Raw genomic sequence first — 8,314 nt, forward strand, 5'->3', positions numbered from 1 at the left:
TAGTGGCAGCAATTGAGGTGAAAATGGGAGATATTGCCAGAGAGGAGATCATCAAGTTCTTGGAGAGAGCACCAAAGGAGGGAGAGAAAATAGTTGTGGCAAGGGAGGGCCCCTCATTAGAGGGAGTATCCCTGTTCACTCATCGGGATATCTTATCCATGGCGATGAACTTCGAACAGAGTTAGGACATTCACATGGATTGAGTAAAATAGTTCCCGGACATCTTTGAAAACCAGGTGGTATAATGTTGGTGGAGATAAAGGGTCCGATAGATGTGGGAGAGGATGCGATACTGAGGTTTTACTCAGAGATAAAGGAGGACAGAGAACTCCCATTTATATTCAGGAAGCCCATACCTTAGCTCAAGTCTAGGCCTCCCCTAGACTTTCTCAGGATCTCATCAAACCTGTCTCTTACAGGAAGATAAACTCTCTCATAAAACTTCCTCTGATCAAGAAGAACCTCTGATGGAAAAGACTTTAAGTAGTTTATGGCTGCATTCCACGCTTCTTCATATGGAATTACAGCTTCTATCCTCCTTACAATCTCCCTATCATAATCCTCCGGCCTCTGAACTTCACTCCCTATTACAAAAAATCCCTCATCGTTCACGTATGCGTTCTCATTCCCCAAGGCCTCTATCTCCCTCGCTCTGGATGGTATAGATGGAGCTGACGCTCCTGCTGTCCTTTTTCTCTGAAAAACAGGCTTCCCTGATCTCTTGGCCCAAGCATAAAATATCGCTCTGTTGAGCCCGAAGGATTTTGCCTTCTCCAAATCCCCTTTCAGAAGATAGTATCTGGCTGCTTGAAGCAGTGCCATGACCTGAAACCTGCCAATTGTCCTCTGCATCGAGGAAATGGGAAATGAGAAATAAAAAGATTGAATCTATTTAAATTAATTATAAGGTAATTTACTATCCTTTCAGAATTTTTCGAAATTTTTCGAAGAGAAGAATAAGAAGCTTTCAAGGAGTCACGAGCAAAGTCTTCCGATAGGGGTAGAGGATTTTCCCTGCTCTAACTCAGTTCAAGATCTTGATCGAGTAACGTGATTGCTAGCCTTCTGAATTTCATGCATTATTTTTAATATGCATGCCACAAACAGCAGGATGGACAGGACAAAGCTCGACGAGATATGCCATCTCGTTAGAAAAGAGGTGGAAAAAGAGGGTATAAAGGTCAAATCCATCATCTTGTTCGGCTCCGCATGCAGAGCTGATGATTTTGTTCCCGGCGTGAGCGATGTGGATCTGCTTGTAATAGCTGATAGGCCTTCAAGAGGCTATCTTGAGTTCTATATAGATAAAAGCAGGGTTGATGCCGCTGTTCTCACCGAGGAGAGCGTAAAAGCTGTCTTCGAGAAAGGACATCCGCTCAGCTTCATGCTTAAAAGGGGAATAGTCCTCTACGATGATGGCACCTACCGGTTGATCCCAAAAGAGGTTAAAATAACTGATATCACGAGGAAAGTCCTGAGAAGATCTGCTGTGGTTGCCCTAGGATTAGCAATAGAGAAGTACCTCCAAGGATCCTATCTGGAATCAGTCTCACATCTCTATCACTCAGTAAGACACCTGATAAGGTACAAGTTCTCCCTGAGAGAAAGAGCTGAGGATTTCCCCATCTCAGATAAAGAGGTATTGGAGAAAGCTGAAAATTTAAAGGAAGTCTTTCTCAAGCTTGTTAAGATGAGAAGGGAGCTTCCTGAAAGAAGTAACGTCAGAAAAGCTGTAGATGAAGTTATAGATGTCGTGTCCAGCGAGCTCAAGCTAAGATCAGCAGGATTGGATGAAATAGAGAGATTCAGGGAGATCAGTGCGCTGACAGCATGTGAGGATAATGGCTACCTTGTCTTCAGGATAAGATCTGCGGATGGGACATTTGAGCTCAGAGAAAAGGAGGTTAGAAATGTTGAGAGCATCTTATGCTGAAATCTTAGGGCATTGATCTCTGTTCTTCTGGATACTTGGAAATAGTCCTGAAGATGAGGTAGCTGAAGGCCATAAGCACTATCGCCAGTATTATAGATGCAAGGATAAGCAGGGAAGATGCCTTTCCATAGCCAAAGCATATTGGAAAGAAGAGTATGATTATGCAGCCCCCTCCGCTTATCTCAACTCCCTTTGCAAGCGATAACATGGGAAGCATTACCGCTACAAGGAAAAGGAGAACTCCTAGGAATATCATCATGAGGCCCATCTCCCTCATCTCACCACCTCAGCATGAAGAGGAACAGAAGCACGACTGCTACCATGAATATCAGGGCTATTATCATAAGATCTCTCGCTATCCTCTGGTTTGTGCCAAAAACTATCGGAAACGGGCCTATTACAAGGACTCCTCCTCCTTCTACCTTTCCTCCCTCCCTCAAGCTATGCAGAAGGAGGAGCAGCATACCCACTATTATCAGGAAGAAGGCAGCTATTATCAGAAGAGCTGTTAGGGTGAATATCTCCATCCCGTATATCTATTCCCTCCCCCTTAAAAATATTATGAGTGTTGAATTAGGCTCAAAGAAGGCGAGAAATCGAGATATCCCCGGCGCTTAGGCATTGGATTGTACATACCAGCTGAAAAAATAATGTGAAACTCTTATTTTTCCTTTTTTCAATTTTTCTATCGAAAAAAAATATTTGATTAATTCACCTGCTCAAGGTGATCGCATGAGGAGGGAGCTTCCAGTAGTTCTGCTCTCCTTTGTTCTCATTCTCATTTTAATATCGCCAAATATCCTGATAGCACAGCCAGTAGGGACGGAGCACAGCATAATAGTCAGTTCTAGAGGAGTTGAAATAAAACCCCTTGTTTTAGAGGAGATCATGGGAAAATGCTCATGTAACAGAACGGTTAAAATCCTTAAAAAGGAGGGAAATAGAACTCTTCTTTCAGTGAAATACTCGGTAAAAGGAGTTGAAAATGAGGCGCTTGTTGATATAAAAGGGGATTTAAGGCAGGGTGCGGAAATCTATATTTATACAAATGGAACAAAGTATTATCTGCATGCAGAGAGAATTGTAATAAGCTCCGGAAGGCCTCCTATAGCTCCTCTTGAGGAGAGGAAAAGATTTCCTGTACCCGCATCAAGAAGCCTTAACATGAGTTTGATGAGGCTTTCCGGGAATATCACAATGGAGTACTACCAGATCGACTACTCATTCAGGCATCCAATGGGAAACATGACTGTATCAACACTTCTCATCCCCAGAGGGGATGAATATATCTCAGCATTCACGACAGTCCTATACACTCCTGCCAAGAAGAATGTGACCTCACTTGAGCTCGTGAACCTCAGCGAGACAATCACACTATCTCAAATGTATGAAAAGCTTGAGGATATAGCTGAGAGATTATCAGGAGTATATGAGAGGGGAAATAAGACCGTAAGAGATCAGCTCGCCCCGGGATACCTGATTATGGCGAGAGAGCTCAGGCATCTTGCCAACACAGTCAAGTGGATGAAATGGATCGATAGACCTGTTTTGAAAGCAAAGGCTGTGATAAGCGATGTGGATCCCTATACATGCGAGATAGCTTGTGATTTAACATGTGAATATAATGTAGAGCTAATATGCGAGCCTGCATGCGATATAGCATCTGGTGGCAACATACTTCTGTGCTTTCTACTGTGTTTTGTCATCTCTCGGGCTATATGTTCATATACTTGCAGCCAAGTATGTAAATAAATATAATTTCTTTCTAAAACCTCTTAAGATATCTTTAAAAATTAATTTCTTATGGTGATTACAGTAAGATAGTTGGGGGTGAAAAGTTGGCAGCTGGAAGGGAGGCCATCAAGTGGGGAATTGGTGCAATCATAGTGGGAATATCTTCTTACATCATGGATGCATACCTGTTTCACAGAGGAACTGCGTGGCCTCTCACAAATAGCTTCTTTCTTGCAAGCTTATTTTATTCTATATTTATTAAACGCATGAACCCTGAGGATCCCTCAAGCAGGATAGTGCTTGCGGTATCTGGACCCATAGTTTTTGGCAGCGCAATATCCCTCATGCTGCTTCTTAAAAGAACTTATAACGCTGACCCTTGGTTCATTATCTTCAGCTTTTCAGTGACAATGCTTCCCTATGCTGTTGCAGTTCTTGCTTATACGATGAAGAGAATTAAGGCGAAGCAGGATTCACAATGACCATTAATTTTGTCAAGGTGATTCAATGAAGGGGATTAATCTAGCAGTAGCCCTTAGCATAATCCTTTTTATCTTAGTGGCGCTTTTCCTGTTCTCTCTTGTGGAGGAAGAAGTAAGCAAAGCGAATTACATGGCCTTTATAACAGTAACTTTAGCTGTAGTGCTGATAGGACTTAACACCCTTCTCTTCATATTTAGAAGGATAAAGATTAGGTAGCTGATTAGAGCAACAATCTCTCGGTCATTGTTGACAGGAAATCTTGATAAGAGACACCTATAGCTCACGAGCACAACTTCCGATCCTTAGTATGATTTCTTAAAATCTTCATTTTTATATTCAAATCAGACCTAAAATTTAAAAATGGTCATTACCCGTGAGCTTATGGAGGATGATATTAAGGAGCTCACGAACTTCATAAAAGCCCTCATGAAACAGCTCGAGATAAGCCCAGATGAATTTATCTCGTTTTTGAAAGTTGTGAATCTGTCCCAGTACAGCAATGTCCAGTTCAAGCTGGGGGAACTTGAGATATCGGTCAACAGGGGATACAGCGGTCTCAGGTTTGAGGTCGAGTGGGAGAGAAGGGGGGTGAAGAGATCCGTTGAATACGATCTATCGCCATTGAGCTCGATGGCCAAGCTTATATCCCAGATAAGGGAGGAGGGGAAGCAGGGGTGAATTATTGAGCTTCAGATCTTTAATTTCAATTTATGTAGTTGTGTCATTTGGACTTGCTCTTATCATGGATCTAGCTCTCTGCAGCTCACCGCTGACAGCAAAGGTTCTCTATAGTCAACCTCAGCCCGAGAACATCCTCATAAGCAGTTTGGCTGTGATTGTATGGGGCTTACTGAGGATGTATGCTCCCACAGCTGCGACAGCCATATGCCTGCATCTTGAAGGACGAAGTGTCAGGGAATCCATTAAGAAATACGTAAATTTCAGCGCAAGGACGATCAAGCACTTTCTTCTGGCCCCTCTTATAGTATATCTTGCATTTGGAATATTCCTTCTGCTATCAGTAGCTCTTGGGGTTCTATCCATCGATAAATTTGTGAAAATAGTTGTAAAGGGAGGTGGAGGGCTTATAAAAGAGGATTTTGCGAGGATCTTGCTGATAGTAGGACTTATTGCTGACTATCCATTAGCTATTACGATAAACTCCTTTTATGCATTAGGTGAGGAGATAGGATGGAGAGGCTATCTCTTCGATCTCATGGGCAGAAGGGATGACCTCAGGAGCACGATTGTGATAGGGTCGATATGGAGTCTCTGGCACTCAACGGCCATAATCTTGCTGGGATTCGACTATCCCCATATCAGAGCCGCTGGAATTCCCCTCTTCACTATCCTCTGCATTGCATTCACGGCACCAATGCTCAGGCTCACATCCATATCCTCAAGCATCCTTCCTGCTGTCTCCCTTCACGGAGCTATAAATGCGATATGGAAAATGACGTTGCTCGTTGCATTTCCCAGCGAGATGATGCCTCCAACTCCCTTGGATGAGATCTACGGAGGTTTTGGATTAATTGGAATATTTTCATGGTTGATAACAGCAGTGATCGTGCTTATAGCTACAAAAAAGAGATGAACAGAAAGCATTCATCAAGATTTTTATATAACTTCTTTCTTTAAGGGGAGATGGAAAGCAGACAGAAACTGAGAAGGGAGTTCATGGAGCTCCTAAGGACAGATGAGGAGTTTAGATTGGCAGTTAGAGGGCTAGTAGGACTAGATGAGATATTGAGCAGGCTTGAAAATATTGAAAAGAGGATAGAGGAGCACTCAAAAGTAATAGAGGAGCATTCAAAGGCGATAAAGACCCTATCGGAGAGAGTCGAGGAACTTGCTGTTGCAATCGGGGAGCTAAAGGTGGCAGTTGGGTCCCTTGGGAGGAGGTGGGGGACGGATCTTGAGAGGACTGTCCTGAGAATATACAAACATGCCCTTCAGGAGAGGGGAATAGAGCCGGGAGAAGTGCAGAAGTTCACATACAAGGACATAGATGGCAGATACTGCAGAAAGGGCACAAGGCTCGACCTAGATGTTTACATACATGATGAGAAAACATATTTCATAGAAGTTAAATCTCATGCACAGCTAGATGATGTCGAGTGGTTCAAGGAGAAATCCGAGATAGTGAGGAAAATACTGAACAGGGAGCCTGAGAAGCTCATCCTAGTTGCTGTGAATCTGGACAGAGATGCGTATGAGAGGGCGAGGGAGCTTGGGATTGATACAATATACGGCGGATTGATAGAATAGCAAAAAGATAAATATTTTTTATGAATTATTTATAAAGGAATTGAGGAGGGAAATCGATCCTCATTCTAGTCAAAAAAAGTTTATAAGTTCTGCCCCATAATCGGTTCATGGGGATGAACTCATGCGTGCTTTTTACGATAGGCCCATAGACGATCTTTCCAAGCTTTACGGCGCTTGTCATAGAGATGCTGTTGAAAAGCTGAAGAAAGTTGCCGATAGAGGCATGTTTGCTGCTGTCCTTGGTGCTAGGAGAGTTGGCAAAACCAGTGTTGTGAAAACCTTTCTAAAGCACTATAACTACAAATACCTATACTTCGACCTGTCTCCATATATCGGACAGAGTGCAGTGAGTCTTCAGGCTCTAGTTCCAACAGAAATCGGGTTTAATGAAAAAGAGTTGAAAAAAGAAGCCCAGATTAATATCTCAGTTATCAGTCTGAGGATAAGGGATGTCAAGGTGACAAGCAGTGCATTTCAATCGAATTTGATATCCCTGCTAAGAGAGCTAAATAAAAAGTATGACAAGTTTATAATAGTTTTTGACGAGGCTCAAGTTCTTGCGTTTTTAAAGGGCATTAACATCCGAGGTCTAATTCAGCTGATCCACAACAACTACAGCAGGATATCAGTGGTCCTAACTGGCTCCATGCCGGGGCTTTTGGAGAAGGTCATAAGTCCTGCTAGAGCTGCGGAACCCAGCTTTGCAAGATATTTTGAAAGAATTTATATTCCAAGATGGAGAAAGGAGGAGACTATTGATTTTCTGAAAAAAGGGCTTCTTGAAAGTGGAATTAGCTTCAATGAAATGGAGCTAGAGGAGGCATATGAGGAGCTCTCCGGAATTCCTGGCTTTGTCTCTCACTACGGCCTGCTAAGGACGGAAGGCAGCTCGCACGAGAGGGCATTAAATAGCACAATAGGGTATGCCATAAGCTTATGGAAGAGAGATGTGAGCTCATTTATTAGAATCTACAATTCTCCACTTTATGTGGAGGTCCTCAAGATTCTGGCGAAAACTACAACCGGTGCCTCCTGGATGGAGATAAGAGGAGAGCTTGAGGCAAGAAGGGGGACAACGCTAAGCAAATCCTTGGTATCCAGAATTCTTAAGAATTTGCTGGGTGCTGGAATGATCGAGAGGTCAAATAATAAGTATTTAGTGGCGGACAGGGCATTAAAGAGGGCTGTGCTTAAGTTGAGGGTGAGGTGATTTGCAAATATTTAGGGCTCTGACCTGCAATGAGTTGGAAGCTTTTAGATCTGAATTAAGACTCTCAGGCCTTTATTATACAGTTTAAATCCTCCAATAACATTCTCTAGCCATGGCGGCTTTTTGTCACTGCTAGATGCCCATCAGCTGATAGAGTTCACAAAAATCCACCTTTTTCTGACCCTTATTTGCAATATTTGGATGATATTTCTTCATGGATTAAGACCGCTCTTCCTGAGAACAGGAAATCGTTTTGAGATCTCCTCCAAGTAGGATATACAGTCTCATTTATAAATTATTCCTAAACTAGATTCTAAAAAGAATTTAAGGAAGAGCACCGAATTTCCGCAGATAATATGGCATCGATTCCCAAGGCAACGAAATTTGCTGTCCTCCTTCTTGTTGTGATTCCGGCAATTCCGGTTTACTCCCCAGATCTTAGCGGCAAAAGCATAGTACCACTTCCAGGGAAGGGGTTTTACCTGCAGACAGGCCTGATAGACCTGCATGATGGAGCTGATTTGACACTCTCCACGGCTAAAGCCGGGAGATTCCCGGTTTGTCAGCCTGAGGCCTCATCCTACCGGGTTCAGGGCTGTGTCAAGACCAGGGCATAATGCCCTATCAGCCCCTGCTATGGGCATGTAGCCCATAGCCCGCATGAGCGACTCGCTTAACACAACTAT

Annotated in this window: 12 protein-coding genes; 9 read left to right on the plus strand and 3 right to left on the minus strand. The window is 43.1% G+C overall.

The genetic code is table 11. The features are described 5' to 3' along the window. Positions 1-185: hypothetical protein (locus D6D85_RS16445; protein WP_161969845.1), on the plus strand; the 185-nt coding region annotated here is incomplete at its 5' end. Positions 186-357: 172 nt separating this feature from the next. Here D6D85_RS16445 and D6D85_RS11530 read toward each other — a convergent pair. Then, entirely contained in the window at positions 358-852 is a 495-nt protein-coding gene (locus tag D6D85_RS11530; RefSeq protein ID WP_125672187.1) for a hypothetical protein, read from the minus strand. A gap of 259 nt (positions 853-1,111) precedes the next feature. Between D6D85_RS11530 and D6D85_RS11535 the strand changes: the two genes are divergently transcribed. Beyond that, positions 1,112-1,933, plus strand: a complete 822-nt coding sequence (locus tag D6D85_RS11535) for a nucleotidyltransferase domain-containing protein (RefSeq protein ID WP_161969846.1) — start codon at positions 1,112-1,114, stop codon at positions 1,931-1,933. A gap of 4 nt (positions 1,934-1,937) precedes the next feature. On the opposite strand, the gene D6D85_RS11540 is transcribed toward D6D85_RS11535, so the two are convergent. Both D6D85_RS11540 and D6D85_RS11545 read right to left on the minus strand, forming a co-directional pair. Further along, the gene (locus tag D6D85_RS11540; protein ID WP_125672189.1) at positions 1,938-2,210 is read right to left on the minus strand and encodes a hypothetical protein; all 273 of its coding nucleotides are present in this window, start codon (positions 2,208-2,210) and stop codon (positions 1,938-1,940) included. Position 2,211: 1 nt separating this feature from the next. After that, on the minus strand, positions 2,212-2,460 hold the full coding sequence (locus tag D6D85_RS11545; protein WP_125672190.1) for a TIGR00304 family membrane protein: 249 nt from the start codon (positions 2,458-2,460) through the stop codon (positions 2,212-2,214). A gap of 205 nt (positions 2,461-2,665) precedes the next feature. Here D6D85_RS11545 and D6D85_RS11550 point away from each other — a divergent pair, with 205 nt between their 5' ends. From D6D85_RS11550 to D6D85_RS11580, 7 genes are all read left to right on the plus strand, one after another. Then, the gene (locus tag D6D85_RS11550) at positions 2,666-3,685 is read left to right on the plus strand and encodes a hypothetical protein (protein WP_125672191.1); all 1,020 of its coding nucleotides are present in this window, start codon (positions 2,666-2,668) and stop codon (positions 3,683-3,685) included. Positions 3,686-3,771: 86 nt separating this feature from the next. Next, positions 3,772-4,149: a hypothetical protein gene (locus D6D85_RS11555; protein ID WP_125672192.1), complete on the plus strand. Its 378-nt coding sequence runs from the start codon at positions 3,772-3,774 to the stop codon at positions 4,147-4,149. Between the two features lie 25 nt (positions 4,150-4,174). Continuing rightward, a complete protein-coding gene (locus D6D85_RS11560; protein WP_125672193.1) occupies positions 4,175-4,366 on the plus strand; it encodes a hypothetical protein in 192 nt (63 codons plus the stop codon). Positions 4,367-4,510: 144 nt separating this feature from the next. Continuing rightward, a complete protein-coding gene (locus D6D85_RS11565) occupies positions 4,511-4,828 on the plus strand; it encodes a hypothetical protein (protein ID WP_125672194.1) in 318 nt (105 codons plus the stop codon). Positions 4,829-4,832: 4 nt separating this feature from the next. Further along, positions 4,833-5,744, plus strand: coding sequence for a CPBP family intramembrane glutamic endopeptidase (locus D6D85_RS11570; RefSeq protein WP_125672195.1), 912 nt, complete (start codon positions 4,833-4,835; stop codon positions 5,742-5,744). A 50-nt stretch (positions 5,745-5,794) separates the two neighbouring features. Beyond that, complete coding sequence (locus tag D6D85_RS11575) at positions 5,795-6,418, plus strand: DUF3782 domain-containing protein (RefSeq protein WP_237558842.1); 624 nt, start codon at positions 5,795-5,797, stop codon at positions 6,416-6,418. Positions 6,419-6,539: 121 nt separating this feature from the next. Further along, positions 6,540-7,628 (plus strand): AAA family ATPase, encoded by a 1,089-nt coding sequence (locus tag D6D85_RS11580; protein WP_125672196.1) that lies wholly within the window; start codon positions 6,540-6,542, stop codon positions 7,626-7,628. Positions 7,629-8,314: the final 686 nt, after the last annotated feature.

Origin of the sequence: Candidatus Methanodesulfokora washburnensis (genome assembly GCF_003947435.1) — an archaeon.
In the GTDB taxonomy this organism is placed as follows: domain Archaea; phylum Korarchaeota; class Korarchaeia; order Korarchaeales; family Korarchaeaceae; genus Methanodesulfokora; species Methanodesulfokora washburnensis.

What these genes read in the sequence shown, in the direction of transcription:
- D6D85_RS11530 (WP_125672187.1), bottom strand. Translation starts at nt 852, where the DNA reads ATGCAGAGGACAATTGGCAGGTTTCAGGTCATGGCACTGCTTCAAGCA.
- D6D85_RS11535 (WP_161969846.1), top strand. Translation starts at nt 1,112, where the DNA reads ATGGACAGGACAAAGCTCGACGAGATATGCCATCTCGTTAGAAAAGAG.
- D6D85_RS11540 (WP_125672189.1), bottom strand. Translation starts at nt 2,210, where the DNA reads ATGAGGGAGATGGGCCTCATGATGATATTCCTAGGAGTTCTCCTTTTC.
- D6D85_RS11545 (WP_125672190.1), bottom strand. Translation starts at nt 2,460, where the DNA reads ATGGAGATATTCACCCTAACAGCTCTTCTGATAATAGCTGCCTTCTTC.
- D6D85_RS11550 (WP_125672191.1), top strand. Translation starts at nt 2,666, where the DNA reads ATGAGGAGGGAGCTTCCAGTAGTTCTGCTCTCCTTTGTTCTCATTCTC.
- D6D85_RS11560 (WP_125672193.1), top strand. Translation starts at nt 4,175, where the DNA reads ATGAAGGGGATTAATCTAGCAGTAGCCCTTAGCATAATCCTTTTTATC.
- D6D85_RS11565 (WP_125672194.1), top strand. Translation starts at nt 4,511, where the DNA reads ATGGTCATTACCCGTGAGCTTATGGAGGATGATATTAAGGAGCTCACG.
- D6D85_RS11575 (WP_237558842.1), top strand. Translation starts at nt 5,795, where the DNA reads ATGGAAAGCAGACAGAAACTGAGAAGGGAGTTCATGGAGCTCCTAAGG.
- D6D85_RS11580 (WP_125672196.1), top strand. Translation starts at nt 6,540, where the DNA reads ATGCGTGCTTTTTACGATAGGCCCATAGACGATCTTTCCAAGCTTTAC.